Annotated in this window: 28 protein-coding genes; 18 read left to right on the top strand and 10 right to left on the bottom strand. The window is 69.1% G+C overall.

The window, feature by feature from the left end:
• Positions 1-63 precede the first annotated feature (63 nt).
• The 3 genes from pstC to pstB are packed head-to-tail and all read left to right on the top strand — an operon-like array spanning position 64 to position 2,931.
• Positions 64-1,047: a phosphate ABC transporter permease subunit PstC gene (pstC, locus tag AB0436_RS28200; protein ID WP_366470769.1), complete on the top strand. Its 984-nt coding sequence runs from the start codon at positions 64-66 to the stop codon at positions 1,045-1,047.
• A complete protein-coding gene (gene pstA / locus AB0436_RS28195) occupies positions 1,044-2,126 on the top strand; it encodes a phosphate ABC transporter permease PstA (RefSeq protein ID WP_366470768.1) in 1,083 nt (360 codons plus the stop codon). The genes pstC and pstA overlap by 4 nt, the downstream gene beginning before the upstream one ends.
• Before the next feature lie 28 nt (positions 2,127-2,154).
• Positions 2,155-2,931, top strand: coding sequence for a phosphate ABC transporter ATP-binding protein PstB (gene pstB, locus AB0436_RS28190; RefSeq protein ID WP_366470767.1), 777 nt, complete (start codon positions 2,155-2,157; stop codon positions 2,929-2,931).
• 223 nt (positions 2,932-3,154) lie between these two features.
• Here the strand turns inward: pstB and AB0436_RS28185 are convergent, their stop codons facing one another.
• On the bottom strand, positions 3,155-4,150 hold the full coding sequence (locus AB0436_RS28185; protein WP_366470766.1) for an inorganic phosphate transporter: 996 nt from the start codon (positions 4,148-4,150) through the stop codon (positions 3,155-3,157).
• 5 nt (positions 4,151-4,155) lie between these two features.
• Positions 4,156-4,776, bottom strand: coding sequence for a DUF47 family protein (locus AB0436_RS28180; RefSeq protein ID WP_366470765.1), 621 nt, complete (start codon positions 4,774-4,776; stop codon positions 4,156-4,158).
• Between the two features lie 389 nt (positions 4,777-5,165).
• Between AB0436_RS28180 and AB0436_RS28175 the strand changes: the two genes are divergently transcribed.
• Entirely contained in the window at positions 5,166-5,525 is a 360-nt protein-coding gene (locus AB0436_RS28175) for a metal-sensitive transcriptional regulator (RefSeq protein WP_366470764.1), read from the top strand.
• A 54-nt stretch (positions 5,526-5,579) separates the two neighbouring features.
• Here the strand turns inward: AB0436_RS28175 and AB0436_RS28170 are convergent, their stop codons facing one another.
• On the bottom strand, positions 5,580-5,801 hold the full coding sequence (locus AB0436_RS28170; protein WP_366470763.1) for a hypothetical protein: 222 nt from the start codon (positions 5,799-5,801) through the stop codon (positions 5,580-5,582).
• Between the two features lie 74 nt (positions 5,802-5,875).
• Entirely contained in the window at positions 5,876-6,700 is an 825-nt protein-coding gene (locus AB0436_RS28165; RefSeq protein ID WP_366470762.1) for a hypothetical protein, read from the bottom strand.
• Between the two features lie 66 nt (positions 6,701-6,766).
• On the opposite strand from AB0436_RS28165, the gene AB0436_RS28160 reads away from it, so the two are divergent.
• A complete protein-coding gene (locus AB0436_RS28160; protein ID WP_366470853.1) occupies positions 6,767-6,964 on the top strand; it encodes a hypothetical protein in 198 nt (65 codons plus the stop codon).
• Between the two features lie 92 nt (positions 6,965-7,056).
• A complete protein-coding gene (locus AB0436_RS28155; RefSeq protein WP_366470761.1) occupies positions 7,057-8,640 on the top strand; it encodes an FAD-binding oxidoreductase in 1,584 nt (527 codons plus the stop codon).
• Between the two features lie 35 nt (positions 8,641-8,675).
• Here AB0436_RS28155 and AB0436_RS28150 read toward each other — a convergent pair whose 3' ends face one another.
• From AB0436_RS28150 to AB0436_RS28135, 4 genes are all read right to left on the bottom strand, one after another.
• Positions 8,676-9,374, bottom strand: a complete 699-nt coding sequence (locus AB0436_RS28150; RefSeq protein WP_366470760.1) for a phosphatase PAP2 family protein — start codon at positions 9,372-9,374, stop codon at positions 8,676-8,678.
• A gap of 183 nt (positions 9,375-9,557) precedes the next feature.
• Positions 9,558-10,559 (bottom strand): bifunctional lytic transglycosylase/C40 family peptidase, encoded by a 1,002-nt coding sequence (locus AB0436_RS28145; protein WP_366470759.1) that lies wholly within the window; start codon positions 10,557-10,559, stop codon positions 9,558-9,560.
• Between the two features lie 185 nt (positions 10,560-10,744).
• Positions 10,745-11,566 carry a twin-arginine translocation signal domain-containing protein gene (locus AB0436_RS28140; protein WP_366470758.1) on the bottom strand — a complete coding sequence of 274 codons (822 nt, stop codon included), beginning with the start codon at positions 11,564-11,566 and terminating at the stop codon, positions 10,745-10,747.
• 417 nt (positions 11,567-11,983) lie between these two features.
• A complete protein-coding gene (locus tag AB0436_RS28135) occupies positions 11,984-12,415 on the bottom strand; it encodes an ATP-binding protein (RefSeq protein WP_366470757.1) in 432 nt (143 codons plus the stop codon).
• Positions 12,416-12,616: 201 nt separating this feature from the next.
• Between AB0436_RS28135 and AB0436_RS28130 the strand changes: the two genes are divergently transcribed.
• Genes AB0436_RS28130 through AB0436_RS28120 form a run of 3 tightly spaced genes read left to right on the top strand, consistent with a single transcriptional unit; the run spans position 12,617 to position 13,899 of the window.
• Positions 12,617-13,468, top strand: coding sequence for a helix-turn-helix transcriptional regulator (locus tag AB0436_RS28130; protein WP_366470756.1), 852 nt, complete (start codon positions 12,617-12,619; stop codon positions 13,466-13,468).
• A 10-nt stretch (positions 13,469-13,478) separates the two neighbouring features.
• Positions 13,479-13,667: a DUF397 domain-containing protein gene (locus tag AB0436_RS28125; RefSeq protein ID WP_366470755.1), complete on the top strand. Its 189-nt coding sequence runs from the start codon at positions 13,479-13,481 to the stop codon at positions 13,665-13,667.
• Positions 13,660-13,899, top strand: a complete 240-nt coding sequence (locus tag AB0436_RS28120; protein ID WP_366470754.1) for a DUF397 domain-containing protein — start codon at positions 13,660-13,662, stop codon at positions 13,897-13,899. The genes AB0436_RS28125 and AB0436_RS28120 overlap by 8 nt, the downstream gene beginning before the upstream one ends.
• 26 nt (positions 13,900-13,925) lie before the next feature.
• On the opposite strand, the gene AB0436_RS28115 is transcribed toward AB0436_RS28120, so the two are convergent.
• The gene (locus AB0436_RS28115) at positions 13,926-14,819 is read right to left on the bottom strand and encodes a hypothetical protein (protein ID WP_366470753.1); all 894 of its coding nucleotides are present in this window, start codon (positions 14,817-14,819) and stop codon (positions 13,926-13,928) included.
• Between the two features lie 154 nt (positions 14,820-14,973).
• On the opposite strand from AB0436_RS28115, the gene AB0436_RS28110 reads away from it, so the two are divergent.
• The 9 genes from AB0436_RS28110 to AB0436_RS28070 all read left to right on the top strand — a co-directional run bounded on the left by AB0436_RS28110 (position 14,974) and on the right by AB0436_RS28070 (position 24,518).
• Positions 14,974-15,201, top strand: coding sequence for a hypothetical protein (locus AB0436_RS28110; protein WP_366470752.1), 228 nt, complete (start codon positions 14,974-14,976; stop codon positions 15,199-15,201).
• Between the two features lie 136 nt (positions 15,202-15,337).
• Positions 15,338-15,694, top strand: coding sequence for a hypothetical protein (locus AB0436_RS28105; RefSeq protein ID WP_366470751.1), 357 nt, complete (start codon positions 15,338-15,340; stop codon positions 15,692-15,694).
• Between the two features lie 152 nt (positions 15,695-15,846).
• Positions 15,847-17,088, top strand: a complete 1,242-nt coding sequence (locus tag AB0436_RS28100; RefSeq protein WP_366470750.1) for an MFS transporter — start codon at positions 15,847-15,849, stop codon at positions 17,086-17,088.
• A gap of 283 nt (positions 17,089-17,371) precedes the next feature.
• Positions 17,372-17,680 (top strand): hypothetical protein, encoded by a 309-nt coding sequence (locus AB0436_RS28095; RefSeq protein WP_365858647.1) that lies wholly within the window; start codon positions 17,372-17,374, stop codon positions 17,678-17,680.
• Between the two features lie 156 nt (positions 17,681-17,836).
• Positions 17,837-18,682: a hypothetical protein gene (locus tag AB0436_RS28090; protein ID WP_366470749.1), complete on the top strand. Its 846-nt coding sequence runs from the start codon at positions 17,837-17,839 to the stop codon at positions 18,680-18,682.
• The gene (locus AB0436_RS28085; protein WP_366470748.1) at positions 18,672-20,009 is read left to right on the top strand and encodes a hypothetical protein; all 1,338 of its coding nucleotides are present in this window, start codon (positions 18,672-18,674) and stop codon (positions 20,007-20,009) included. Before AB0436_RS28090 ends, AB0436_RS28085 begins: the two co-directional genes overlap by 11 nt.
• The gene (locus tag AB0436_RS28080; RefSeq protein WP_366470747.1) at positions 20,006-21,556 is read left to right on the top strand and encodes an SCO6880 family protein; all 1,551 of its coding nucleotides are present in this window, start codon (positions 20,006-20,008) and stop codon (positions 21,554-21,556) included. The genes AB0436_RS28085 and AB0436_RS28080 overlap by 4 nt, the downstream gene beginning before the upstream one ends.
• A gap of 9 nt (positions 21,557-21,565) precedes the next feature.
• Positions 21,566-22,978: an ATP-binding protein gene (locus AB0436_RS28075; protein ID WP_365858637.1), complete on the top strand. Its 1,413-nt coding sequence runs from the start codon at positions 21,566-21,568 to the stop codon at positions 22,976-22,978.
• Between the two features lies 1 nt (position 22,979).
• On the top strand, positions 22,980-24,518 hold the full coding sequence (locus tag AB0436_RS28070; RefSeq protein WP_366470746.1) for a type VI secretion protein: 1,539 nt from the start codon (positions 22,980-22,982) through the stop codon (positions 24,516-24,518).
• 8 nt (positions 24,519-24,526) lie between these two features.
• Here AB0436_RS28070 and AB0436_RS28065 read toward each other — a convergent pair whose 3' ends face one another.
• Positions 24,527-25,081: a GNAT family N-acetyltransferase gene (locus AB0436_RS28065; RefSeq protein ID WP_366470745.1), complete on the bottom strand. Its 555-nt coding sequence runs from the start codon at positions 25,079-25,081 to the stop codon at positions 24,527-24,529.
• Between the last annotated feature and the right edge of the window lie 145 nt (positions 25,082-25,226).

The raw sequence follows: 25,226 nt of genomic DNA, 5'->3' as shown, positions 1-25,226 counted from the left end.
CCGCCCCATCCGGTGCACCGCCGCGCCCGGAGCCCTCACCGGCCCCGCAGACCGGAGAAACCCATGGACGTCACCCCGACCGCAGTCCCCCGCACCGCTCGGCACAAGACCACCTCGCCCGTCCGCCTCGGCGACCGGATCTTCCTCGCCCTCTCACGGGGGTCCGGAATTCTGCTGCTGGTGATCATGGCCGCCATCGCGGCCTTCCTGGCGGTCCGCGCAAGTCACGCGCTCTCCGCCAACCAGGGCAACTTCTTCACCACCTTCGAGTGGGACCCGAACACCGACCACCCGGTCTTCGGCATCGCGGTCCTCGCCTTCGGCACCGTGGTGAGTTCGCTCATCGCGATGGCCATCGCGGTTCCCGTCGCCATCGGCATCGCACTCTTCATCTCGCACTACGCCTCGCGCAGACTCGCCTCGCCGCTCGGCTACCTCATCGACCTGCTGGCCGCCGTGCCGTCCATCGTCTACGGCCTGTGGGGCGCGCTGTTCCTGGTCCCGCACCTCACCGGCCTCTACACCTGGCTGGACACCTACTTCGGCTGGACCGGCGTCCTCAGCTACCAGGGCGGCGCCGCCCGCTCGCTGTTCACCATCTCCATCCTGCTGGCGATCATGATCCTGCCGATCATCACCAGCGTCAGCCGCGAGGTCTTCCTGCAGGCGCCGAAGATGCACGAGGAGGCCGCGCTCGCGCTCGGCGCCACCCGCTGGGAAGTCATCCGCATGTCCGTCCTGCCCTTCGGCCGCTCCGGGGTCATCAGCGCCTCGATGCTGGGCCTGGGCCGGGCCCTCGGCGAGACGATGGCCGTCGCGACCGTGCTGTCGCCCAGCTTCGACATCGGCAAGAGCCTGCTGGATCCCGGCGGCGGCACCTTCGCCCAGAACATCGCCAGCAGCTTCAAGGAAGCGGGGGTGATCGGGGTGGGCAAGGACGCGCTGATCGCCTCCGGGCTCGTCCTGTTCGTCCTGACCCTGCTGGTCAACGGCGCGGCCCGGCTGATCATCGCCCGCCGCAAGGAATACTCGGGGGCCTCGGCATGAGCGACGTCATCGTCAACGACCGGGCCGCGGTCATCGACCCTCCGTCCCGGCGGAACACCCTGCACCAGCCGCGGCTCCCCCGCTGGGCGCCGCCGGCCCTGGCGGCCGGCTCGGTCGCGGTGGCCTGCGGGATCGGCCTGGCCGCCGGGCTGAGCAGCCGGATCCAGTGGGGGCTGATCGCCGCGCTGCTGTTCCTCCTCGGTACGTACGCGCTCGCCGCCCGCGTCGAGGGCCGCCGGCAGGCCAAGGACCGCCTGGCCACCAGCCTGGTGTGGGTCTGCTTCCTGCTCGCGATCATTCCGCTGGCCTCCCTGCTCTGGGAGACGGCCCGGCGCGGCGTCAAGGTCCTGGACGTCAACTTCCTGACCCACTCGATGGCCGGCACCCAGTCGATCCTCCCCGGCGGCGGGGTCTACCACGCGATCATCGGCACCCTCGAACAGGTCGGCATCGCCACCGTCATCGCGGCCCCGATCGGCCTGCTCACCGCGATCTACCTGGTCGAGTACGGCCGCGGCAAGCTCGCGAAGGCCGTGACCTTCTTCGTCGACGTGATGACCGGGATCCCCTCGATCGTGGCCGGCCTGTTCATCCTCAGCCTGTGGATCATCGTGCTCGACTTCGGCTACTCCGGCTTCGCCGGGTCGATGGCCCTGGCCCTGCTGATGATGCCCGTCGTGGTCCGCTCGACCGAGGAAATGCTCAAGCTGGTGCCGGGCGAACTGCGCGAGGCGTCGCTGGCGCTCGGCGTCCCGAAGTGGCGCACCATCCTGAAGGTCGTGCTGCCCACCTCGATCGGCGGGATCGCCACCGGTGTGATGCTCGCCATCGCCCGTATCGCCGGCGAGACCGCTCCGCTCGTCCTGCTGGTGTTCGGCTCCCCCTCGATCAACAACAACCCGTTCTCGGGCGCCCAGTCGTCACTGCCCTTCTACATCTTCGAGCAGTGGGCGGCCGGTAACGACGCCTCGTACGACCGGGCCTGGGCCGCGGCACTCGTGCTGATCGCCTTCGTCATGATCCTCAATCTGGTGGCCCGCGGCATCGCCCGCTGGAAGGCCCCGAAGACCGGCCGCTGACGCGGCAACCGAAAGAAGCTGATTTCTCATGGCCAAGCGCATCGACGTCGGCGGCCTGAACGCCTACTACGGCAACCACAAGGCCATCGAAGACATCTCGATGACCGTCGAACCCCGCTCCGTGACCGCCTTCATCGGCCCCTCGGGCTGCGGCAAGTCCACCTTCCTGCGCACCCTCAACCGCATGCACGAGGTCACCCCCGGCGGGCGCGTCGAGGGCAAGGTCATGCTGGACGACGAGAACCTGTACGCGTCGAGCGTCGACCCGGTCTCCGTGCGCCGCACGGTCGGCATGGTCTTCCAGCGCCCCAACCCGTTCCCCACCATGTCGATATTCGACAACGTGGCGGCCGGGCTGCGGCTCAACGGTTCGTACCGGAAGAGCGAGCTGCCCGGCATCGTGGAGAAGTCGCTGAAGGGGGCCAACCTCTGGAACGAGGTCAAGGACCGCCTCAACAAGCCGGGCGCCGGCCTCTCCGGTGGCCAGCAGCAGCGGCTGTGCATCGCCCGGGCGATCGCGGTCGAGCCGCAGGTGCTGCTGATGGACGAGCCGTGCTCGGCCCTGGACCCGATCTCCACGCTCGCCATCGAGGACCTGATCGGCGAGCTCAAGGAGCGCTTCACCATCGTCATCGTCACCCACAACATGCAGCAGGCTGCGCGGGTGTCGGACCGTACGGCGTTCTTCAACCTGGCCGCGGTGGGGCAGCCCGGCCGGCTGGTCGAGATCGACGAGACCGCGCGGATCTTCTCCAACCCGTCCGTCCAGGCGACCGAGGACTACATCTCCGGCCGCTTCGGATAGACGCCGTGGCTTGCGGTGCTGCATGGCGGTGCCACCGCAAGACGGAAAGGGCCCGCCCCCGCGGATTCCGGGGGCGGGCCCTTTCACTTCCCTGATCAGAAGATCAGCGCGACCACCCAGTAGCACAACGCCGCAACAACCGCCGCCGCCGGCATCGTGATGCTGCATCCCCCGGGGGACGACCCCCGGACCCCCAGCCACCGCCCGACGGGCCTGGCCCTGATCAGAAGATCAGCGCGACCACCCAGTAGCACAACGCCGCAACAACCGCCGCCGCCGGCATCGTGATGAACCAGCCGAGGACGATGTTCTTCGCCACACCCCACCGCACCGCACGCGAGCCCTTGGTAGCGCCCACGCCCATGATGGCCGAGGTGATGACATGGGTCGTGGAGATCGGCGCGTGGTAGATGAACGCCGAGCCGAACATGATCGCGGCGCCCGTGGTCTCCGCCGCGAACCCCTGCGGCGGGTCCAGTTCGATGATCTTGCGGCCGAGGGTCCGCATGATGCGCCAGCCGCCCGCGTACGTACCGAGCGAGAGCATCAGCGCGCAGACCAGCTTGACCCAGACCGGGATCGCGTCGGTGTACGACTGGTGGCCCGAGATGACCAGCGCCATCACCACGACACCCATCGTCTTCTGGGCGTCCTGGAGACCGTGGCCGAGCGCCATGCCCGCGGCCGAGACCGTCTGGGCGATGCGAAAACCGCGCTTGGCCTTGTGCGGGTTGGCCTTGCGGAACATCCAGAGGATCCCGACCATCACCAGATAGCCGACCACCAGGCCGATCACCGGCGAGGCGAGCATCGGGATGACGATCTTGTCGACCACCCCGGACCAGTAGACGGCGATCCCGCCCGCGAGCGCCGCACCCACCATGCCGCCGAACAGAGCATGGGAGGACGAGGACGGCAGACCGAAGTACCAGGTGATCAGATTCCAGACGATCGCCCCGGCCAGCGCGGCGAAGAGGATTCCCATCCCCTTCTGGCCGTGCGGGGTGCTGATGATCCCCTCGCTGACGGTCTTGGCGACACCGCTGCCCAGGAAGGCGCCGGCGAGGTTCATCACCGCGGCCATCGCCAGTGCCGCACGGGGGGTCAGCGCTCTGGTGGAGACCGAGGTGGCGATCGCGTTGGCGGAGTCGTGGAAACCGTTTGTATAGGTGAACCCGAGCGCAACGCCGATCACCACGATCAGAGTGAAGGTGTCCACGAAGTTCAGGACTCCTTGACCGCGATGGTCTCCACCGTGTTGGCGACATGCTCGAACGCGTCGGCCGCCTCTTCCAGCACATCCACGATCTGCTTCAGCTTCAGCACGTCCATGGCGTCGTACTTGCCGTTGAAGAGCTGGGCGAGCAGCTTACGGTGGACCTGGTCGGCCTGGTTCTCCAGCCGGTTGACCTCGATCCAGTACTCGGTGAGGTTGGCCATCGTCCGCAGGTTCGGCATGGCCTCGGCGGTCAGCACGGCCGCCCGGGCCAGCACCTCGATCTGCTGCTCCACACCCTTCGGAAGCTCCTCGACCTGGTACAGCACGACCAGGTCCACGGCCTCCTCCATGAAGTCCATGATGTCGTCGAGCGACGACGCGAGGTTGTAGATGTCCTCGCGGTCGAACGGCGTGATGAAGGAGGAGTTCAGCTGGTGGAAGATCGCGTGCGTCGCGTCATCCCCCGCGTGCTCCGCTGCCCGCATCCGCTCCGCGATCTCGACCCGGGCGGAGGCGTCCGCGCCGAGCAGTTCCATGAGGAGTTTGGAGCCCGTGACGATGTTGTCCGCAGATGCGGCAAACATGTCGTAGAAGCTCGTCTCCCGGGGGGTCAGACGAAAGCGCACGTGGGTTCCTCGGGTGCTCTGGATTCGGTCAGGGTGATGCTTAGGAGGGTACTGAAGGTGTTGGCCGGGCTCGCGGGCCGTGACGCGCATATCTGCGGCGTTGCCGAACCGCCCCAATAGCTCCGCTATAAGGTCGCTCCGGCGCCTTGCAGCTGCGTGCGCCTCGGCCCGCTCCCTGATCCGGCCAACACCTCCAGCACCCTCCTATGCGCATCATCCGGCCACGGCTAACCGGCATTCTTCAGTGTCGCCCATGAGGCAGAGTGATCAGCACGGCCCCCGCCCCGATTTTCGGAAGGATCGGTACCATATACCCACAAGGGGTATCCAAATCCCTGCGGGGGAGGGCCTCACACCCCTTCACAACGGTTCAACAACGGGAGGACGCGATGACGACCACCGAGGCGGCGGGTGCCCCCGACCGCACCGGCCAGGCGCCGGCCGACGAGCCGGCCGAACAGCCGAAGGTGCACGGCTACCACAAGCAGAAGGAAGAGCACCTCAAGCGGCTGCGCCGGATCGAGGGCCAGGTCCGGGGCTTGCAGCGACTGGTCGCCGAGGACGTCTACTGCATCGACATACTCACCCAGGTCTCGGCGTCCACCAAGGCCCTGCAGTCCTTCGCCCTCCAGCTCCTCGAGGAGCACCTGCGCCACTGTGTGGCCGACGCCGCGGTCCGGGGCGGCGAGGAGATCGACGCGAAGGTCGAGGAAGCGACCAAGGCCATCGCCCGGCTGCTGCGCACCTGACGGTACGGGGGCGCCGGTGATACCCGCCACCCTTGAGACCGGGCTGCCGACCGCTCACCGGTCGGGGCGGTCCCCGTGGCTGCCAGGGCGGTCCCCGTGGCTGCCGAGGCCGGAAATCGATGGTTCGGCCCCCACCATGAGCACCTCGTCGATCCGGTCCTGACTGAGCCGCTCCTCGATCGCGGCCGCGGCGGCGATCATCAGTTCGCCGCAGAGTTCGATCTCGACGAGGGCAACGCGGTCCTGCACCGTCAGCACCCCAGGCACGGACTTCACCCCTTTTCTGCCGCAGTCGACTTCCTAGCGTAGGGAGCCGGACACACGCCGCGCATGGCACGGACGGACCATTTCTACTGGACAGTTCCGGCGTAGATCTGGCCCTTCGGGGGGAGCCCGGCTTTGACCGGGGTGCCGAAACCGAACAGCAGGGTCGTCGAAGCGACCTCGACCGTATCGCCCTTGTTGGCGAAATCGAACCGGTGGCGCACCTTGCGCAGCCGCCCCCGGTCGTCGAAGTAGGCGTCGAACGGCACCGACGATCCGGCGAACGCCTTCGCCGCGGCCGCCAGCGCCCGACCGATGGGCGCGGGGGCTCCCTTCGAGGCCGCCGTGAGGTCCGCGGTCCCGGTGTAATGCCGGACCCGGACCCCGCCCAGATCCTCCTGGCCCACGTACGTCACCCCGTGCGCTCCGCGCAGCAGCTCGGCGGCGACCAGCGGATCGGTTGCCCCGTTGGTCACCAGGTTGCCGTCGGGGAGCTTCGCGGGTTCGACTTCGACCCACTCATCGGCGGGCACGTTCGCGCCCCGGTTCTTCATGTAGACCGCGTCCGGCGTCAGCACCTCGGTGATCGGACGGTGCTCCTCGGCGCCCGCCGCGTCCTTCGGCAGTACGACCCGTAGCTGCCCGGTGCGGCGGACGAAGTCGAACCCGCCCTCGCCGCGGATGGTCACCCGGGTGCCGCCGGACGCCATGGTCATCGACGTGACGACCTTCGAACTCCGGGCCACCGCCAGCACATCGGCGGCACGCTGCACCACGTCGGCCCCGGCCCGGTCGTCAGCGGCGGCCCCGGCGCGGGCGGAACATCCTCCGGCGCCCACCAGACCCGCCAGAGCGAGCGCGGCACCGGCCACCACGCCGGCCCTGTCCCTGCCCTTGCCCTGCTGCACCATCGCCCGCCAACCCCCAACGCCTGGCCAGTAATCGTCCGTGCCGCTCCTCCCGCATAACGACGTCCGGTGGCCGTCGTCACGCCCGAGTACCGTGGACGGGTGCACGACGACCACCCCTCGCAGCGCAGCGGCGACCACACCACGAGTACCTCCGAACGGGGCTCCTTCTGCCTGGCGCGCTGCACCTGCGGCTGGGCGGGCCCGGCCCGCCGATCCCGGGATCGTGCCCGCGCCGACGCGACCGCGCACGCGCCGGAGCGCTGATCCCCGCCCGTCGCGCATCAGCTCGTTGCGCAGCAGCTCGTGACGGGAACCTCCGCCCCCGGAACCGCGTCTGGTAAGCCGGAGGTCCGCCCATGCAACGCCGTACTCTGCTCACCGCCGCCCCCGTACTGGCCACCGCGGTCGCCTGCCACAGCAGTGCCACGGGTACGCCGGACCGGCCCGGCCCGGCCGGCCGCAGCACGTCACCCGTCACCGCATCCCCCGCTACCCCCACCGCGCCGAAGTCCCCTCGGCCGAGTGCCCCTTCCGACTGGACCGCACTGGGCCGTGGCCTCGACGGCAAACTGGTCCGCCCCGGCGACGCCGACTACCCGGCGGCCCGGCAGCTCTACAACACCCGCTTCGACAACCTGAAGCCGGCCGCCATCGCCTACGTCGCGGACGAGGCCGACATACGCGAGTGCCTGGCCTACGCGCAGGCCCACCACGTCCCCGTCTCCATCCGCAACGGCGGTCACTCGTACGCCGGTTGGTCGTCCGGCAACGGTCACCTGGTCATCGACGTGTCGAAGCTGTCGCACATATCCGCCGACGGCACGATCGGCGCCGGAGCGAAGCTCGTCGACGTCTACGAGACCCTGGGCAGGAGCTCCCGCTCCCTGCCCGGCGGTTCCTGCCCCACCGTTGGCATCTCCGGCCTCACCCTCGGCGGCGGCCACGGCGTGGCCTCCCGTGCCTACGGTCTGACCTGCGACGCCCTCACCTCCGCCACCCTGATCACCGCCGACGGCCGGCGGGTCACCGCATCCGACAAGGAGAACAAGGACCTCTTCTGGGCGCTGCGCGGCGCCGGCAACGGCCAGTTCGGGGTGGTCACCGAGCTGACCTTCCGCACGCACGCCGCCCCGCAGACCGTCTCCGCGTATCTCTCCTGGCCCTGGTCGAAGGCGCGCGCGGTCATCGACGCCTGGCAGAAATGGGGCCCCGACCAGCCCGACGAGATCTGGTCGTCGGCCCATCTGGAGGCCACCGCCGGCGGTGGGGTGCCGGGCCTCACCATCGCCGCGTTCTCCCTCGGTTCGTACGGCGGTCTGCAGAACGCCGTCGACCGCCTCGCCGACGCGGTGGGCGCCTCAGCGAGCTCCGTATCGCTGCGCAGGCACAGCTACGAGCAGGCGATGCTGCTGTATGCGGGCTGCGCCGGTCTCAGCGAGGACCAGTGCCATCTCCCCGGGCCGACGCCCGGCCGCCGTACCCGGGGCACCCTGCAGCGCGACACCTATGCCGCCGCCTCGGACTTCTACGACCGTACGCTCCCGGCCGCCGGGATCGCCGCGCTGCTGTCCCGCGTCGAAGGGTTCTCCCGGCTGCCCGCCGCGCAGGGCGCGGGTTCCGTCGCCCTCACCGCACTGGGCGGCGCGATCAACCGTGTCGACCCGTCAGCCACCGCCTTCGTCCACCGGCGCTCCCGGGTCCTGGCCCAGTACATCGCCTCCTGGCGCCCCGGCACTGCCGGCTCCGCTCAGCAGGCCTGGCTGAAGTCCACCCATGCGGCGATGGGGTCGTACGCCTCGGGCGGCGCGTACCAGAACTACATCGACCCGGCGCTCACCGGGTGGCGTACGGCGTACTACGGGGACGGGGCGTCACGGCTGACCGCCCTGAAGAAGCGGTACGACCCCCACCGGGTGTTCAACTTCCCGCAGGCGCTGTGACCGGAGGGGGGACCGAGCTGCGGTGAACGGGCCGCTCAGGCGGCCAGGTCGTTGCGTTCCGGTCTCGGCTCGGGGATCTCCACCACGGCCGAGGCCACCTCCCGGGACCGCCGGGACCGCACCAGAAAGCCCAGCCGCTCCGACCGGGCCACCGCCCGCACCACCGGGGTCAGCAAAGCCATCGCGAGCGGCGAGAGCAGCAACGCGACAGCGGTCCCGAGCGCGAAACCGCCGATCACGTCGGTCGGATAGTGCACGCCCATGAAGACCCGGCAGAAACCCTCCGCCACCGCCAGCCCGATCGCGGCCAGCCCGAACTTCCGGTGCGCCACGAAGAGTCCGGCCCCGATGGCCATCGCCAGCGTCGCGTGGTCGCTCACAAAGGAGAAGTCGGTCTTCCCGTGAATCAGTACGTCCAGGCCCTTGTGATCCACGAACGGCCTTGGCCGCCCCACGAATCCACGGATCGGGATGTTCACCAGCACCGCGATCCCGGCAGCCAGTGGCGCCCAGAGCGCGCCGGCGACGACCGTCACCGACCGTTCGTGGTCCGCCTCCTTGCGCGCCTGCCACCAGCAACCGAGTACCAGCAGCACCATCGCCAGCAGAATGCCGTACTCGCCGACGAACTCCATGCTCCGGTCGAGCCAGCCGGGTGCGGACTTCGCGAAGCCGTTGATGTCGTAGAGCAGGCTGACATCAGGGTTCGACCCATCACTTGCGAGTCCAGCCATCTGCTGCCCCTTGCCTTTGCTCCTGCTACGCGGCCGCGCGTCCTCAGTCCAGGGAACGCCCCGGACACCCCCGGCGTTCCGTTCTCCACCGAAAGATCACCATGACGTTATCGAAGAGAGACTCATCGTCGCAGCTCAGAAGTGACGCTCTCACGGTGGGTCCCGGTCGCGCAACGCAGCGTTTCAGGCCTCCGGATGCGTGCTGGGCAGCGCTTTCGCGCCCTCCTTGGTGACCCGGGTGGCGCCGAAATAGTCCGGCGAATCGATCTTGTCGAAGCGGATCACGGCGCCGGTGTACGGCGCGTCGATCATGTATCCGCCGCCGACGTAGAGACCCACGTGGTGGATGGCCCGGGAGTTGGACAGGTCATTCGAGAAGAAGACCAGGTCCCCCGGGAGCAACTGGTCCCGCGCCGGATGCTCCCCCGCGTTGTACTGGTCGTTCGCCACCCGCGGCAGCTCGATCCCGACGCTGTGGTATGCCGCCTTGGTCAGCCCCGAACAGTCGAACCGCCCTCCTTGGGCGGCCGTGCCGTTCCCACCCCAGAGGTAGGGGGTGCCGAGCTTCTGCTGCGCGTAGTAGATGGCGGCAGCGGCCTGCTGGGAGGGGGCCACGCCGTTCACGGGGCGGGCGAAGCTCTTCTCCAGGGTGCGGATGATTTTTACGTAGTTCTGGGTCTCGCGGTACGGGGGCACCCCGCCGTACTTGATGACCGCGTACGAACCGGCGTTGTACGCGGCGAGCATGTTGTCGCTCCGGTCGCCGGGCACGTTCTTGACGTATCCGGCCAGTTCGCAGTCGTACGAGGCGGCTGACGGGATCGCGTCGGCGGGGTCCCAGATGTTCTTCTTGCCGTCGCCGTTTCCGTCGATCCCGTGCGTCGCCCAGGTGCCCGGGATGAACTGCGCCAGTCCGAGCGCGTTGGCGGGGCTCTTGGCCTGCGGGTTCCAGCCGCTCTCCTGGTACAACTGCGCGGCGAGCAGCGCCGGATTGAGGGAGGGGCAGAGATTGCCCCACTTCTGCACCGTGGTCTGGTACTGGCTGGGCACGGCCCCCTTGGCCAGCGCGACGGCTGATCCGCTGCCGAGGCCGGCGGCCGCCGAGTAGGTGCCGACGACGAGCAGGCCGATGAAGCCCAGGCTCACGCCCGCACCGATGCCGCCGACCACCCAGACTTTGCGCATTCCTCAACCCTCCCCCATTTGCCGGAGTTTCACCGCCTACTTCACTCGGAAGCCCGGGCAGCTGGTCAGTGATCTCCTGCGGGGTGGCCTTGATCGCCACCAGCCGGTCCCCCGGGCGAACGCCCCAGGTACACCTGGCCCATTCCACCCGCTCCGAGCCGGGCGACAACAGCGTGCGCGAGCGGTCATGCCGGGCCGGCGACGACGAGCCTGCTGGTGAAGGACGTGTTCGCAACCGTCTCAGCGGCGACGGCCCCCTTCCAGGACCAGCCGGCGTTGATGTCGTACGACAACTCAGCGGAATGGGCCCGGGTCAGATCCACCAGCACCGTACGGCCGACCGGTGATCGCACCACCGAGCCCGGCCGCACCGGTCCCGCCACGAAGACCAGGGCCACCTTCCGCAAGGGCTTGATGGCGACCGGGCTCTTGCCGCGCAGCGGAAAGGCACAGAGCGGCATCGTCGGCCCGCCGTCCGGGGACGGCTGCGCCAAGCCGCAGGTGAACGGGTCGGCGGTGGTGTTCCGGACGGTGATCGAGCCCGGACTGCCACCGCTGTCCACCACGGTCCCCACCGCACCGGGGCCGACGGCGAGGGTCTGGCCCGATGCGATCGGCATGGCCGCAACGCCCCCCGACCGGGCTTCCCGGTAGTCCTGCTGGGTCGACGCGAAGGCGAAGTACTGCTCGGTCCAGGACAGTCGGGTCTCTTCCGAGTAGTTGCCGATGGAGGCCCACAGGGTGGGCGCCCCGCCGGACGCGGCACTCTGCACCGCCTTGAACACCAGGAGCTGGTAGAGACCCGCGGTCAGTACCCCGGTCGTCTGGGCGGACATGCTGATGTCGATGCCGTACGCCGCGCCCGGCGCGGCCGCGCCGTCCCGGCGCGGCCCGGCGTGCGCGGGCGTCGGGCGGGCCGGCAGCCCCGGCACGAACGCCGCCGCGCCCACGACCGCGCCGCCCACCGAGACCTGCCTGAGGAAGCTGCGCCGGGACTGCTCGGTCATGGGGTGGTCCTCCGGGTTCGGCGGCGGCAGCGGGGCCCGACGATTCCGAGGCGGCAGGCCTGCGGGCACCTCAGCACGGCACATCTCGCGACGGGCCGCGCCGCGCGGACACACGCCCACCGCGCCACCCGCCCGGCCGACCCGGGACACTCCGCCCACGCTGCCCGGCCCTGCTGTCCGGCCCCTGCTACCCGGCTATTTCGCGCAGATTCCCCGGACGGGGGCGCAGCGGCGGCAACACCGACATGGCTCGCGACCTCCGTCCCTGTGAAGTGGGTTTCCCGGACACGCCGACGGGGCCAGGAGGAGGGCCCGCATCCCGTGCTGTGACGCCTCCACGGTGCTGCCGCGCATACCAACGAACCTCGGACATCCAACGCCTCCCCCGGGCCTCATCACCTAAAGCACCTACATGCGTCACAGTAAGTCACCCCACTGACAGTCGCCCTTCTCCTCGCACTCGGCCCAGAGCACCTTGCCGCCGCTCCCGAGGACATACGCCCCCCAGCTGGCGGCACAGAGCCGCACCAGCTGCAGTCCGCGCCCGTATTCGGCGTCCTCGCTGGTCGGCGGCGGGCCGAACGGTACGGGGATGGCGGGGTCGCTGTCCCACACAGCCAGCCGGAGGCGGTCGGGACCGATGGGCCGCACGCGGAGGCCGTAGGGGCCGCGGGAGTGCTGGTAGGCGTTGGTGACGAGTTCGCTGGCCAGCAGTTCGGCGGTGTCGGTGAGCCGGGTCAGGCCGTGCGAGTGGAGCACCGCGCGGAGCGTTTTGCGGGCGATGCCGGGGGCGTGCGGATCGTGCGGGAGTTGGAGGGCGTACGCCCAGGGCGGCGTTACGGTGGTCATGGAAGTCTCCGATCACGGAGGGGAGTTGACTGGCTGTGCCTGCTGGGTGCCCGGTGACGAGGTCGCTCCGTCGAGCGGGGTACTTCCGGGCGGTGGCCTGACACATAAGCTAGCGCTAACGCCTTATGTATTAAGCTGTTTGAGCTGAACTACTAGGTTCTTCATCCGTGTGGGTGACGTCCTGTACGAGGAGAGACATCGATGCCGCTGAGGAGCGCCCCTACAGCTCGTCAACTCCGGTTCGGCGTCGAGCTGCGCAGGTTGCGCGAGCGCGCGGGCTTGACCTCCACCGAGGCGGGACAGCTCCTCGGCATCAAGCAGAGCCAGGTCAGCAACATGGAGGGAGCCAGGTTCGGCGTCAGTCCCGAACGGCTCCGCGCGATGGCGCGCCACTACTCCTGCTCCGACGATGCCCTGATCGACGCACTCATCGGTATGACGGGGGAACGCAAGCGCGGCTGGTGGGAGGAGTACCGGGAGATCCTTCCCGCGTCGTTGATCGACCTGTGCGAACTGGAACACCACGGGCTCAAGCTGCGCACCGCGCACACGTCCCACATCCCGGGCCTGCTCCAGATCGCGGACCACGCACGGGAAATCTTCCTGCACATGGTCCCCGGATACACGCCGCCCGAGGTGGAACACCGCATCTCCCACCGCGTCAAACGCCAGTCCGTCCTCTACCAGGACGATCCGCCGCCGTACCAGGCGATCATCCACGAGGCCGCGCTCCGCATGCAGTTCGGCGGACGCGCAGTGGCCGTCCGCCAGCTGCAGCACTTGCTGGACATGAGCGAACGCGACCGCATCACCATCCAGGTGATCCCGTTCACCGCCGGCGCTTACCCGGGCGCCGGCCAGTCCATCTACTACGTACACGGACCGGTGCCACAGCTGGACACCGTCCAACTGGATCAGGCACACGGCCCCAAGTACGTTGATGCGCAGGCGGAGCTGGAGGTGTACCGCCTCCTCCTGGAACGGGTGGAGGCGATTGCCCTCACCCCTGGCGCGTCGCGCACGTTCATCCACGCCATTGTCCAGGACATGTGAAAGGCCCGAGATGACCTCTTACAACTGGCAGAAGTCCTCGTACTGCGGCAGCGGTGAGTCCTGTCTGCATGTCGCCTCCGAGGGCCGGACCGTCAGAATCACCGAAAGCAGCGACCCGGACGGCGTCATACTCCACACCACAGCCCCCACCTGGGCGTCTGCGCTGCAGGCGATAAAGATGGGGGAGGCCCGTGTCTGACATTCCCGACGACCTCGACTGGATCCGCGCCGCCCCCGAGGGCGAAAAGGGCCCCGGCCCCTGGATCGAGATCGCCTTCGGCCCCGGTGACGCCGTCTACCTCCGCGAGACCAGCGACCCGGGCAACGTCGTCACCACCACCCAGAAGAAGTGGGACGCCTTCGTACTCGGCGTCCAGGCGGGCGAATTCGACCACTTCGCCGAACTGGACGGCCAGGGCCCCGTCACCTGACCTCGTGCGCCCCCGTAGGGGCCAGCTCAATACGATCGCCGATCGAACCGCATCGCGACGGTCTGCTCCAGCGTGAGGCCGGTCGCGTCGTCGTCCGGCTCGAGGAACGCGTGGATCACGGCGAGCGCGACCGTGCCCATGAGAGAGCGCCGGTTGTCGTGGTCGACGACATCCGCCCCGGGGTCGCCGATGGCGCGGAGGGCCAAGCCGTCGGTCGCGGCGGACAGCGCGTTCGCCAGATCGTCGAGGGTGAGGCCCTTGCGCAAACGCAGATGGCGCTCCCGTAGGACGGCGGTGTACAGCTGCTTCCACGAGCCGAGATAGTCCTCGTACACGGTGGAAATGATCCGTGTCACCTCGTCGTCCCCCTCGGCCGCGGTCATGAGGGCGAGTCCCAGCCGCACGGAGGGCAGCTCGATGCCCTCGGCGGTGTGCTGGTAGGAGATGTCGTGGACGGCTCGTACGAAGTCCGGTCCGTGCACAAGCCGCTCGGTGTTGGCCGCACGCTGCTTCCGGTACTCGGGCCGGTAGTTCTCCCTCCATACCGCGAAGTTGATCAAATCGCTGACGAAGTCCGAGTGCGGGCTCCAGCGGTCTCTCAGCATCGACACGCCATTGCCGTGCCGGGTGAAGGGTGCCGGATTGCCGGCGAACTCCTCGGCCACCCTGCGCTGCGACAGGGACCCGAGCAGCAGGCGTTCGCTGCTGACGCGCTGCTGGGCGCCGGGACCCAGATGCTGTACGAGCAGCCTCATGCCGGCGGCCAGGAACGAGGCTGTGGCGCGGTCGTTCGCGAGCCGGTCGCTGCCCCAGCGGGTGCGGCGATTGAGATGGCGCAGCACCCCGCAGAGGTCCTGGTCGTAGGGAAAGGGCAGGTCCCGTTTCCCTCGGGGTCCTCGCGGCTCATCGGTGTCGTTCATGCCCGCATACTCACTCTGCTTGCCGTTCCGGGAACAGGGGCGCAACTGCGCTGAGTTCGCGGGGCTCGGCCGATTCCGCGCGACTGCGGGGAAGCGCCTCCGCAGGTGGCAGGGCTACACCGGAGATCTCCATTCCGCAGAAGGGTGGTCGAAGATGCTCGCCACGCACATCGGCATTGCCGTCTGGTCGCTGGCCGCTGCCGCCATCAGCAAGGGGGCGGTCCGAGTGATACTCGGGGTTCTCGCCGCGCAGGCCGCCCACAAGGCGCTGAAGACATCGGCGGCCTTCGAGGCAGCCCACCGCCTCGAAGTGTTGCGGGCCCTTCTCAGCGGGTTGAAACCACCCTGGCGCGGCCTGCCCGGTGACATCGACGACGAGTGAGCCCGAAGGCCACCTGCCCCTTTCGGATATGCCCGAAGTACGTTGTGGACCGGACGGCTTGGGCGGTTTGCTGGTTCGGCCGCAGTCGGTGGCGTCAAGGGTCCACCGGCTCGGACGACAAAGGGAGCAACTGACCATGCGTCTCTTCAGGAAGTACGCGATGACCACGGGAGCGCTCGGCCTCGCCGTCGCCGCCGTGGCCACGTTCGGGGCAGGCACGGCCGCGGCAAGCGCGGCAGCGTGCACGTCGGGCCGGGCATGCATCTATACGGGGGCCTCCTGGACCACGGTGCAGCACAGCTACTACAAGTACGGCACCTACAAGCTGTACAACGAGTTCGGCAAGCACCGCGTCTACAACCATCAGACCGGTGGCGCGAAGATGTGGCTCTGCACGGACAGCGCGGGCAAGAAGTGCCCCGTGTACCAGGTGGCCGGCACGTGGTGGGACGTCAACCTGACGCCGTACAACTCGATCAAGCTCACCCGCTGAGCTCCGGCCGGCCCACTGTGACGGGCACCTCTTGGATCGCCACCCACGGGTCCGGGAGGTGCCCCTCCATGCGCTCCTTCGTGGCCGTAGACTGACGGTTTGGTCATCTTGATCAACCAGTGGTCGTTCGGTTGGAGCGGGTCGGAGGCGGTGTGACGCGCAGGCAGTCGCTGGGCCGGGATTTCGGCTGGCTGTGGGCCGCGTTCGCCGCCAGCACGGTGGGTACCTGGCTCGCGCTGGACGCGCTGCCGCTCATCGCCGTCCTGGTGCTGCACAGCAGCGCGATGCAGGTGTCCCTCCTGTCGGCGGCGGGCCTGGCGGTGGGCGCGTTGATCGTGGTGCCGCTGGGGCCGTGGGTGGAGTTCCGCCGTAAGCGACCGGTCATGATCTCGATGGATCTGCTGCGATTTCTGGCCATGTTGTCGTTGCCTGCCGCCTATGCGCTGGGCTGCCTCGGCTTCGCCCAACTGGTGGTGGTGTCGGTGATCGTCGCGGCGGCGAACATCGTGTTCACCTCCGCGAGCGGTGCTCACCTGAAGGATTTGGTGCGGCCCGACGACCTCCTGACCGCCGGCGGCAGGTTCGAGACGACGACCTGGACGGCGACTGCCGTCGGCCCACCCCTGGGCGGTGCCGCCATCGGGATGTTCGGACCGCTGACGACGGTGGTGCTGGACGCGGTCAGCTACCTGCTCTCGGCGCTCGGAATCCGCGCGATCAGCGGCCGCGAGCGACAGCCGCCGGCCAGGCCCGCCCGGCGATTCAGCACGGGCGACGTCATGGAGGGATGGCGTTATGTCCTGCGTCACCCCGTACTGCGGCCGCTGTTCTTCAACACCGCCCTGGTCAACGGCCTGATCATGGCGATCGCACCGCTGCTGGCCGTGCTCCTCCTGCGGGATCTGGGCTTCGCGCCCTGGCAGTACGGTCTGGCCTTCGGCGTGCCGTGCATCGGCGGCCTGGTGGGATCGCGGCTCGCCCCGCTGCTGGTCGCCCGGTTCGGGCAGCACCGGGTCATGCTCGTCAGTGGGGCGCTCCGGGCGTGCTGGCCGCTGGGCCTGGCCTTCGTCCGGCCCGGCCTGTCGGGGCTCCTGATCGTGATGGTGACCGAGTTCTGCCTGATCACCTGTGTGGGGGTCTTCAACCCGGTGTTCGCCACCTACCGGCTCGAACACACCACAACCGAGCGCATCACCCGAACCCTCTCGGCGTGGTCCATCACGAGCCGCGCGTCCATCGCGACGCTGACCGTTCTCGGGGGCCTGCTCGCTCACGTGACCAGCCCGCGCACCACCATCGCCATCGCCGGCGTCGTCATCCTGGGCACTCCGCTCCTGCTGCCCCGCCGCCCGGCACTGTCCGTCGAAGCAGCGGAACCGGTAACCGTCCCGTAGCGGCGGGCACCGCCGCGCCGGAAGCCCGGAGCGACAATCACACCGGTGCGCGCGGCGACGTCATTGCCCGGCGTCACCCCTCGTGATACACAGAGTAACCATGCATGTTCGAGGAACACGAGTCCGCACCGCAGGTCAGGGCGCGGAAATCGGACACACGTGCGGACATGAGAGTAAAGAGCGTTGCCGGGTTACACACGGAGGCAGTTTCATCAGCGAAGATAGGACATGACCCGGGCGCCGGAGCGCGGGCATGAACTACCGGATAGGGGCGGTGAGTTACTTGAACCTGGCAGCCGACAAGGGCGACATCAGCACCATCATCGGCGGAATCGCCCCCAACTGGGGGCCGTTCGGCAGCCTCGGGCAAGAGGCGCGGGTGATGGTCGAGGTAGTGATGGCGGTCGCCATTCTGCTCTGTCTCGGCATCGCCATCTGGGGCGCGGCGAAGCAACGCATCGGGGCCACCGCCCTGCGCGACACGTTCAGCGCGGAGCAGGGCAAGGGGCTCATCGTCGCCGGCCTCACCGGCGTCTTCATCATCGGCTCACTGGGCACCGTCTTCACCATCGTGTACGGAATGGCCGTCTGACCCCTGGTCAGCCGTTCCGCCGTCCCGGGTGCTGCCCGGCTCACCCAGAGGTTGGGCATCCCTGATGTCGAGTCACCACGGCCCGCCCACGCGGGCACCAGCACAGTTACCGTCGTACTGCACGACACGGCACACGGTTGAGGGGGCGTACGCGGCATGAGTCTCGGCGACGAGCGCGACTACGGCGGCGACGCGGGCCGCCCCGACGGCATGGGCGGCACCGGCCAGACCCGTACGCGGCTGCCCGAAGGCGGCAGCGGCGACGTCTACGGAGGCGGCAGACGGCCTCCGAGGGCCTCCCGCTCCCTCGTGACGGTCGTGGGCGTCGTGGTCCTGCTCATCGCGGCGATCGCCTTCGCCAATCGGGGCGGCGGCACGTCGTCGGACACCGGCGACGCGAAGAAGCCGGGGGCGGCTTCCACGGCGGCGTCGGGAGTCAAGCCGGTCACCGGGCGGAGCGGATGGATCGCCTCCGGGTTCGCGCACGATGCGCAGGGGGCGCAGAGCGCGGCGGCCAATTTCGCTGTGGCGCTCGGGTCTGACGGGATGTTCAAGAAGAGCAGCCGGGATGCCATCATCAGCGCCACTCATGACCCGGCCGTCGTCGACGGGCTCGTGCACGACCTGGACAGCGCTTACGCTCCGGGCTTTCTCAAGAACGTCGGCCTCGCGGCGAACGGTGATGCGCCCAGCGGCCAGACGTTCGTGTCGCGAACAGTGCCCGTCGGCTCCCAGGTGACACAGCAGCAGAGCGACACCACGTCCGTAGCGGTCTGGTGCACGGGCCTGGTCGGCCTCGCCGGCGAAGGTTCCACCAAGCCGGTCACCGAAACCTGGTTCACCCTCACCGAGAATCTCAAGTGGGTCGGTGGCGACTGGAAGGTCGAGTCGTCAAGCCAGAAGGAAGGCCCGACGCCCGTCAGCGCCGACAACCGGGCTTCCACCGCCGACGAGATCGCCGGTGCCGTCCAGGGATTCGGAGGCTTCACCTATGCCCGGTAGCCGACGCCGTCGTGCCCTTTCCCTGACCACGGTTCTGGGCGCTCTCCCACCCGCGGTCATCCTCTTGGCCTCGGCTGCCACTGCGGCGCCGTCGCCGAGCCCCAGCCCCGGCAAGAGCGACGATCCCTGTGATCTCATCGTCGGTCTGGCCAAGGACTACTGCACGGGCAAAAAGGCCAACCCCTCCACCCCCACCCCCAGCAACGACCCCCTGGACCCCCTCTCCTCCCTGGCAAAGGGCTGCGCCGATGCCGCCGCCTGGATCGTCGGCAAACTGTCCGAGGCAGTGAAGAACACAGCCAACGTGGACTTCACCAACGCCGCGTTCCTCCGCCAGTACGCCGTCGTGTTCGCCGCGTCGACCATCCTCACCCTCGTCCTGTGGCTGCTCGCCGTCGCCAAGCGAGCGGTCCGCGGGGTGCCGCTGACCACCGCGTTGTCGGAGGCCATCGGGTTTCTCTGGCTGACGGTCATCGCCTCCGCCTTCACCCCGCTGATCCTCTACACCCTCGTGTCGGCGACCGACGGCGTGACCGAGGTGATCGCGTCATCCACCGGCGGGCAGAACGACGTCTTCTTCGGATCGTTCGCCGCGGCGCTCAAGAAGGGCACCGACATCGGCGGGGGCCCGATCATGCTGATCGTGACCTCCCTGGTGTCGATCCTCGCCGCCGGTGTGCTGTGGCTGGAGCTCGTCATCCGGGCCGCCCTGCTCTACGCGGGCGCCCTGCTCGGCACCGTGGTGTACGCGGGGCTGGTCGACAAGAACATGTGGGGCCATGTCCGCCGCTGGGCCGGCATCATGATCGCGGTGATCATGGTGAAACCGGTCATCGTGATCGTGCTCGGCCTGGCCGGCGCACTGTCGTCCGGCAAGGGACCCGACTCGTTCTCCGCCGTGGTCTCCGGCCTCGCCATCATCCTGCTCGCCATCTTCGCCAGCGGCATGATCTACCGCTTCGTCCCCGGCTTCGGCGACGAGGTCGCCGCCTCCCGTACCAACCGTAAGACCGCCACCGACGGCTCCCAGGCCGCCGCGCTGATCAGTTCCCCCGCTGCTCTGGTGTCGCAGGGCATCAAAACGCACAGCAGCCGGGGCGGCGGCGGCAACGACGGCGGAGGCGGCGGCGGTCAGGGCGGCGGCGCACGCCCCGGCAACCCGCTGTCCGGCGGCGTGGCGGCCCACAGCAACCGCGGCGGCGCAGGCGGCGGCAGCCGGGGAGGTGGCGGAAGTGTCCCCTCCGCCGCGCCCCCGCCCCGTAGCAAGCCGAGCAGTACCGGAACCCACAGCACACGCAACAACGGCACAGGAGGTGGAGGGCGTTGACGACCCAGTCCCAGCCGGTCGCGCCCCGCCGCACGTATCTGATCGGCCGGGCCCGGCCATCGGCGATCGTCGGCAAGAACCGCGAGACGGGCGAGATCGCGCTGATCATCGCGGGCGCCTTCGTCGGCATGATGTGCGGACTGCTGGTCCCCGTCCTGCCGTTGCGCATCGTGACCCTCACCGGGTTCCCGATGCTGGCCCTCGCCGCGGTGTACGTCCCGTACAAACACCGCACGTTCTACAAATGGTTCGAAATCAACCGCAGCTACAAGCGTTCGCTGCGCCGCGGTACCAGCTACCAGTCGTCGGCCAGCGAGGCCGGCACCCGGCTCGACGGCCGGGAGGTCGAGGTCGGACCGCCACCGGGCATCGGCCGGATCAACTGGCTCGCCGCCCCCTTCGGCCCCGACGAGATCGCCGTACTGCTGCACGCCGACCGGCGTACGGTCACCGCGGCCATCGAGATCGAGGGCCCCGGGGTGGGCCTGCGGGACTCGGAGGACCAGGAAGCGCTGGTCGACCGGTTCGGCACCCTGCTCAAACACGTGGCCAACGGCGACGGCTTCGTGACCCGCCTGCAGATCCTGGCGCGCACCCTGCCCGCCGACCCGGACGCGCACGCCAAGGACGTCGCCCAGCGCGGCGACCCGCGCGCTCCGGCCTGGCTGCAGGACTCCTACGACCAGCTCGCCTCGATGGTGTCCACCTCCAGCGAGCAGCACCGCGCCTACCTCGTGGCCTGCATGCACTTCACCCGCGAACTGTCCGCCGAGGCGAACGCGATGGCCCGCGCCGCGCGGCCCGCAGCGGGCCGCAAGCTCGACCGGGACGCCGGCCTGGCGGTCGTCATGGCGCGCGAACTGACCGACATCTGCGCACGGCTCGCCGAGGCGGACATCCGGGTGCGCCAGCCGCTCGGCCAGAGCCGGCTCTCCTCGCTGGTGCACTCGATGTACGACCCGGATCACCCCATCGACCACATCCAGGCCATGACCAAGCGGAACGCCTGGCCGGCCGAGCTGGACGCCATGGAGCCCACCTACCTCCAGGCGAAGACCCGCGAGTCCTCGACCCGGGCGCCCTGGTGCCATGCCACCGCCTGGGTGAAGGAATGGCCGATGACACCCGTCGGCGTCAACTTCCTGGCCCCGCTGCTCGTCCACACCCCGGACGTGATCCGTACGGTGGCGGTCTGCATGGACCTCGAACCGACCGAGGTGGCGATCGAGCGGATGCTGACCGAGAAGACCAACGACGAGGCGGAAGCATCCCGCGCGGCGAAGATGAACCGGACCGTCGACCCGCGCGATGTCGCCTCGCACGGCCGGCTCGACCAGCGGGGTGAAGATCTCGCCAGCGGTGCTGCCGGGGTCAACCTGGTGGGGTACATCACGGTGTCGTCGCGCTCGCCCGAAGCGCTCGCCCGGGACAAGCGGACCATCCGCGCCTCCGCCGGAAAGTCGTATCTGAAGCTGGAATGGTGCGACCGCGAGCACCACAGGGCCTTTGTGAATACGCTGCCGTTCGCGACCGGCATCCGCCGATAGGGGCCTGTGATGCGAGATCCGATGACCGCCGTCACCGATGCCTTTGCCGCGTTCCTCTTCGGCAAGGTCGAGACGACCCGCCTCCCGGTCCGTACGTCCACGGGCCAGGCACAGGCGGTCTACCTGCCGACGGCCGCACCCGGCCTCGGCGACTCGGGGGTGATCATCGGCCGCGAGGTGTACTCGGGGAAGGGATACATCTACGACCCCTTCCAGCTGTACGGCCAGCAGCTCCCCGCCCCGCACTGGCTCGTCCTCGGCGAATCCGGCAACGGGAAGTCCTCCCTCGAGAAGACGTATGTGCTCCGCCAGCTCCGCTTCAAGGACCGGCAGGTCGTCGTCCTGGACGCGCAGGGCGAGGACGGCGCGGGCGAATGGGCCCTCATCGCGCAGCAGCTGGGTATAACCCCCATCCGGCTGGACGCGATGGCAGCGCTCGACCACGGCATCCGGCTCAACCCGCTGGACCCGGCGATCGCGACGACGGGGCAGCTCGCCCTGCTCCGTACGATCATCGAAGTCGCCATGGGCCACGGCCTGGACGAACGTTCCGGCTTCGCGCTGAAGGTGGCGCACGCTTATGTCAACGAGACGATCGTGGAGCGCCAGCCCGTCCTGACCGACATCGTCGAACAGCTCCGCCACCCCGAACCGGAGTCGGCGGAGGCGATGAACGTCTCCATAGAGGATGTACGGGCCTGGGGCCTGGACGTCGCCCTGGTCCTCGACCGGCTGGTCGACGGCGACCTGCGCGGCATGTTCGACGGGCCGACGTCGGTCGGCATCGACCTGGACGCACCACTGATCGTCTTCGACCTCTCCCACATCGACCGCAACTCGATCGCCATGCCGATCCTGATGGCGATCGTCGGTGTCTGGCTGGAACACACCTGGATCCGCCCGGACCGCAAGAAGCGCATCTTCCTGGTGGAGGAGGCGTGGCACATCATCAACAGCCCGTTCGTGGCACAGCTCTTCCAGCGTTTGCTGAAGTTCGGCCGGCGGCTCGGGCTTTCGTTCGTGGCGGTGGTGCACCACCTGTCGGACGTGGTGGACGGCGCGGCGGCCCGGGAGGCCGCGGCCATCCTGAAGATGGCTTCGACCAGGACCATCTACGCCCAGAAGGCGGACGAAGCGAGAGCGACGGGGCGGGTGCTCGGGCTGCCGCGCTGGGCGGTGGAGATCATCCCCACCCTGACCCCCGGCATCGCCGTCTGGGACGTCAATGGCAACGTACAGGTCGTCAAACACCTGATCACCGAGGCGGAACGCCCGCTGGTCTTCACCGACCGCGCGATGACGGAGTCCTCCACCCCGGACGCCGACGACGCACTCGCCGCCCAACTGGAGACGGAGGCGGAAGAGCGAGCGGCCCGGATCGAGCGGCAGTTCAACGAGTCCTCAGAGTCGACGGTGGCCTGACATGCCCAATGCCCGGCCCCCGTACCGGCCCGCGACCTCCGCCGCCACATCGCAGCAGTCGCGGGGGATTCCGGACGGCCTGCTGATCACCCTGATGGTGTTCCTGCTGGGCCTGACGCTCCTGGTCTGGCTGGCCACCGGGCTGGCCGGGGTGTTCACCCACGGCTCCTGGCCGGACGGGGTGACGGTCTCGCACACTCCGGTGGCGATCCGCCAACTGGCCGCCACGCCCAAAGCGCTCCCCGCCGCCTGGCCGGACACCCCGCCCGCGCAGCTGTCGGGATACGGGCTGTTCTGGGGCCTGCTGATCGGCGAACTGCTGACGCTGCTGGTCCTCACCGTCTTCGTGCTGGGCACGGTGACCCGCTGGCGCGCGGTACGGGCATCCCGGCGGGCGGAGGGCGCTGCGGGGCGCCGAGCGGGGTCTGCCGGACCGGCGGACAAGTCGGTGGTCGAAGCGATGGTCGAACCGGCGGTGGAGCGGGCCGTGGAACCGGTGGTCGAAGCGTCGGTCGAACCGGTGGCCGGTCCACCACCCGAAACGCCGGTTACGACTGCCACCGTGCCGACCGCCACCGTGCCGGCCCAGCCGTTCGTGGTCATCCGTCAGGAGGCCGCACCGCGCCTTGTCTACGGCCCCGCCGAGACCCGTCGCCCCGCCGCCGTGCAGGCCCTGCGCGACGCGGCGGGCCCCGCGCTGGTCGTCACGTCGTCGCCCGCGGTCTGGGCCGAGACCAAGGACGCCCGGGCCAAGCTCGGGCCGGTACTCGTCTACGACCCGGGCCACCTCTGCGACACCCCGGCCCGCCTGCACTGGTCCCCGACCACCGGCTGCGAGGCCGCGGACATCGCCGCCGCACGAGCCGTCGCGCTGCTCGCTCCGGTACGCCCACAGGCCCGCATCGACGCAGCGATGGCCGACACCGCGGAGACGCTGCTCGGTGGCTGGCTGCACGCGGCGGCGATCGACGGCCGGCCGTTCAAGCAAGTGCACCGCTGGGCTCAGGGCGCCGGCTCGGCCCACGAGCCCGTACGGATCCTCCGTACCCATCCCAAGGCAACCGGTGGCGCGGCGGGCCTCCTCGAATCGGCGCTCACCGCTCATCCCGAACGCCGCGAGATCGCCCAGCAACTGACGATCCGTGCCTTGGCCGCGCTCTCCTCGATCCACATCCGCGAGACGTGCACCCCCAACCGAACCGACACCCTCACCCTGGAATCTTTCGTCCACGAAGGGGGCACCCTTTATGTGGTGGGTGAAGCAATCGAGGATCCGCGCGCACGCCCCGGCGCCATGCCCCTGCTCACCGCACTCGTATCAAGCGTGGTCGAGCACGGCCGCCGCCTGGCCGCACGGTCAACCGACGGTCGGCTCGACCCACCAATGACCCTGGTCCTCGACGACGTCGCCGCCGTCGCCCCGCTGCCCCAGCTCCCGGAGCTGCTGGTAACCGGCCAGGACCAAGGCCTCACACCACTCGTTCTGCTGCGCTCCCGCGAACAGCAGCGATCCCGCTGGCCGGAGAGCGTGCCCCGCTGAGGCCCGCGTCAGGCCGGACGATCGACCGCCATCTCCAGCTCCCGCTCACCCTTGTCGCCGGGGGCCAGGACGGAATCCCCAGTGGGTACGAAGCCCATCTTCCGGTAGAAGGCAGCGGCTCTTCCGTTGGCCTCGTGGACAAAAAGGTGTACGCGCTCCAGCTTCGGCTCCTGCACCGACCAGGCCCACTCCAAGGCGGTGCGGAACAACTCTTCAGTGAGCCCGGTCCCGCGGAACTCGGGACGGACGAACACTGCCACCAGGTGGCCCTGAGAAATGGGCACCCAGTCGCCGAAGACGCTTTCGGTGCCGGCTGGTTCGACCAACACCACCACCGTGCCGGCCCACTCGCCGTCCGGGGTCTCCGCAATGAACTGCCGCGCGGCACCGCCGTGCGAAGCACCACGGGCACGGTCCTGCCAGAAGGAATCAGGCCGTGCATCGGCGTCGGCATAAGTCTCCAGGAAGGCGATGTTCGCCACGGGGTCCTGCAGAGCGAGCAGCCGCAGTTCCTTGACCTTGAACCACTCTTCGGCGCGGACGGGGCGTATCACATGTTCCATGGAGCGATCGTGCCAGGCACGCCGGCAAGATCGCACACGATTATCCGCCCGGTCCGGAACGCGGAAAAGCCCCGCACCATACGGTGCGGGGCTCCCCACAATAATTGTTCGGCGGCGTCCTACTCTCCCACAGGGTCCCCCCTGC

The organism is Streptomyces sp. NPDC051322, from assembly GCF_040689485.1.
Taxonomy (GTDB): Bacteria; Actinomycetota; Actinomycetes; order Streptomycetales; family Streptomycetaceae; genus Streptomyces.
The sequence above is the reverse complement of the archived record's forward strand: the minus strand, read 5'-3'. Positions and strand labels throughout refer to the sequence as shown.

Excerpts from the sequence above, each read along its gene's own strand:
- AB0436_RS28130 (WP_366470756.1), top strand. The coding sequence starts at position 12,617 with ATGCCGCTGAGGAGCGCCCCTACAGCTCGTCAACTCCGGTTCGGCGTC.
- AB0436_RS28135 (WP_366470757.1), bottom strand. The coding sequence starts at position 12,415 with ATGACCACCGTAACGCCGCCCTGGGCGTACGCCCTCCAACTCCCGCAC.
- AB0436_RS28165 (WP_366470762.1), bottom strand. The coding sequence starts at position 6,700 with ATGGTGCAGCAGGGCAAGGGCAGGGACAGGGCCGGCGTGGTGGCCGGT.
- pstA (WP_366470768.1), top strand. The coding sequence starts at position 1,044 with ATGAGCGACGTCATCGTCAACGACCGGGCCGCGGTCATCGACCCTCCG.
- AB0436_RS28070 (WP_366470746.1), top strand. The coding sequence starts at position 22,980 with ATGCCCAATGCCCGGCCCCCGTACCGGCCCGCGACCTCCGCCGCCACA.
- AB0436_RS28075 (WP_365858637.1), top strand. The coding sequence starts at position 21,566 with ATGCGAGATCCGATGACCGCCGTCACCGATGCCTTTGCCGCGTTCCTC.
- AB0436_RS28125 (WP_366470755.1), top strand. The coding sequence starts at position 13,479 with ATGACCTCTTACAACTGGCAGAAGTCCTCGTACTGCGGCAGCGGTGAG.
- AB0436_RS28110 (WP_366470752.1), top strand. The coding sequence starts at position 14,974 with ATGCTCGCCACGCACATCGGCATTGCCGTCTGGTCGCTGGCCGCTGCC.
- AB0436_RS28085 (WP_366470748.1), top strand. The coding sequence starts at position 18,672 with ATGCCCGGTAGCCGACGCCGTCGTGCCCTTTCCCTGACCACGGTTCTG.
- AB0436_RS28150 (WP_366470760.1), bottom strand. The coding sequence starts at position 9,374 with ATGGCTGGACTCGCAAGTGATGGGTCGAACCCTGATGTCAGCCTGCTC.
- AB0436_RS28115 (WP_366470753.1), bottom strand. The coding sequence starts at position 14,819 with ATGAACGACACCGATGAGCCGCGAGGACCCCGAGGGAAACGGGACCTG.
- pstB (WP_366470767.1), top strand. The coding sequence starts at position 2,155 with ATGGCCAAGCGCATCGACGTCGGCGGCCTGAACGCCTACTACGGCAAC.
- AB0436_RS28155 (WP_366470761.1), top strand. The coding sequence starts at position 7,057 with ATGCAACGCCGTACTCTGCTCACCGCCGCCCCCGTACTGGCCACCGCG.
- AB0436_RS28065 (WP_366470745.1), bottom strand. The coding sequence starts at position 25,081 with ATGGAACATGTGATACGCCCCGTCCGCGCCGAAGAGTGGTTCAAGGTC.
- AB0436_RS28090 (WP_366470749.1), top strand. The coding sequence starts at position 17,837 with ATGAGTCTCGGCGACGAGCGCGACTACGGCGGCGACGCGGGCCGCCCC.
- AB0436_RS28140 (WP_366470758.1), bottom strand. The coding sequence starts at position 11,566 with ATGACCGAGCAGTCCCGGCGCAGCTTCCTCAGGCAGGTCTCGGTGGGC.
- AB0436_RS28175 (WP_366470764.1), top strand. The coding sequence starts at position 5,166 with ATGACGACCACCGAGGCGGCGGGTGCCCCCGACCGCACCGGCCAGGCG.
- AB0436_RS28145 (WP_366470759.1), bottom strand. The coding sequence starts at position 10,559 with ATGCGCAAAGTCTGGGTGGTCGGCGGCATCGGTGCGGGCGTGAGCCTG.
- AB0436_RS28105 (WP_366470751.1), top strand. The coding sequence starts at position 15,338 with ATGCGTCTCTTCAGGAAGTACGCGATGACCACGGGAGCGCTCGGCCTC.
- pstC (WP_366470769.1), top strand. The coding sequence starts at position 64 with ATGGACGTCACCCCGACCGCAGTCCCCCGCACCGCTCGGCACAAGACC.